The sequence below is a fragment of the Flavobacterium bizetiae genome (genome assembly GCF_902804475.1).
In the GTDB taxonomy this organism is placed as follows: Bacteria; Bacteroidota; Bacteroidia; order Flavobacteriales; family Flavobacteriaceae; genus Flavobacterium; species Flavobacterium bizetiae.
The window spans coordinates 1-1,941 of sequence record NZ_CADCSU010000192.1 but is presented as its reverse complement, the minus strand read 5'-3'; the positions used below and the strand labels follow the sequence as shown (position 1 = coordinate 1,941).

General features: G+C 31.6%; 1 protein-coding gene. It reads right to left on the bottom strand.

Going from position 1 to position 1,941, the window contains the following annotated elements; all coding sequences use genetic code 11:
- Positions 1-215: 215 nt before the first annotated feature.
- Positions 216-1,721 carry a glutamate--tRNA ligase gene (gltX, locus tag FLACOL7796_RS23360; RefSeq protein WP_173973176.1) on the bottom strand — a complete coding sequence of 502 codons (1,506 nt, stop codon included), beginning with the start codon at positions 1,719-1,721 and terminating at the stop codon, positions 216-218.
- Between the last annotated feature and the right edge of the window lie 220 nt (positions 1,722-1,941).

Sequence of the window (1,941 nt, the reverse complement as noted above, 5' to 3'; positions counted from 1 at the left end):
ACTAAAAGGATAATAAATGCTGTATTATTAATGATATTGATTTAGTTTGTATCATCTGGTAAATTACGAATATTCTGCCAATTTCAATTTTTTTAAACATAAAAAAAACGCTAACAACATTTTATCAATGTGTATTAGCGTTTTATTTTTTGACATTAAGACATTAAGAAAAATTAAGCCAAGCTTTATGAACTTAATATCGTAATGGTAAAATATTATAAAGTTGAAATCGCTTTTTGAATTCTAGAAATAGTTTCTTCTTTTCCGATGATTTCAACAATGTCAAATAGGTGAGGACCTTTTAATGCTCCAACCAAACTTAGACGGAAAGGTTGCATAACTTTCCCCATTCCAATTTCGTTTTTAGTCAACCAATCTTTTACGATAGTTTCAATATTTACAGAAGTAAAATCTTCGATATTTTCAAGAACCGAAATCAATTCCTGCATTAAAGTTGGAGTTTCTTCCTTCCAGTTTTTACTTGCTTTTTCATCATAAGATGTTGGCGCCTGGAAAAAGAAATCAGTCAAATCCCAAAATTCAGAAACAAAATGAGCTCTTTCTTTTATCAAAGAAACAATTCTTGTAATATCAAATTTAGAAATATCAACACCTTTTTCTACCAAAGTAGGAGTGAAGCTTGTTGCTAAATCTTCATTATTTTGTTTGATCAAATATTGGTGATTGAACCATTTGTTCTTTTCAGGATCAAATTTTGCTCCAGATTTATGAATTCTGTTCAGGTCAAAAGCTTCAACTAATTCTTGTAATGAAAATAATTCTTTGTCAGTTCCGTCATTCCAACCTAACAAAGCAAGGAAGTTTACAACTGCTTCCGGGAAAAATCCTTTCTCTCTGTAACCAGATGAAATGCCTTCTTCAGTTTTCCATTCTAACGGAAATACAGGAAATCCTAATTTATCACCATCTCTTTTAGATAATTTTCCGTTACCAATTGGTTTTAAAATCAAAGGTAAATGTGCAAATTCCGGAGCATCCCAACCAAAAGCTCTGTACAATAAAACGTGAAGTGGCATTGATGGCAACCATTCTTCACCACGAATTACGTGTGAAGTTTCCATCAAATGATCATCAACAATATTGGCTAAATGGTATGTTGGCATTCCGTCACTTTTAAACAAAACTTTATCATCAAGTAAACTAGTTTCGAATTTTACATCACCACGAATGATATCTTTTAAGTGTAAAGTTTCGTCAACCGGAGTTTTAAAACGGATTACATAATGTTCTCCATTTGCAATTCTTTTAGCAACTTCTTCAGCAGAAATTACCAGAGAAGTATCTAACTTTTCACGAATAGTATGATTGTAAATAAATGTTTTTCCTTCCGCTTCTTGTTCTTTTCTTAAAGCATCAAGAGCTTCGGGAGTATCAAAAGCATAATATGCCCAACCAGAATTGATCAGTTGATCAGCATAAGTTTGGTACAATTCCTTACGATCACTTTGTCTGTACGGACCAAATTTTTCATTTTTCCCAACAGTTTCTTCAGGAGAAATTCCTAACCATTCTAGTGCTTCCATAATATAAGCTTCGGCACCGGGAACAAAACGAGTCTGATCTGTGTCTTCAATTCTTAAATAAAAAACACCATTGTTTTTTTTGGCAAATAAATAATTAAATAGGGCAGTACGAACTCCGCCAATATGTAAAGGTCCTGTTGGACTTGGTGCAAAACGCACACGAACTTGCTTTGACATTTGTTTAAATTTTGATGCAAAGATACAATTCTAATTAGAGAATTAGAAAATGTGTTCAATTAGATAATTGTCTTGTTTCTGGCTTAATTTTTTAATTACCATTATTTAATTATACGAGAAGTTTAAGAGGATAATGTTTTCCTATAGTTCAATTTTCTAATTATCTAATTGATCATTTTCTAATTAGTAATGTCTTGTTTGTAGCTCAATTGACTAATTT

What these genes read in the sequence shown, in the direction of transcription:
- gltX (WP_173973176.1), bottom strand. Translation starts at nt 1,721, where the DNA reads ATGTCAAAGCAAGTTCGTGTGCGTTTTGCACCAAGTCCAACAGGACCT.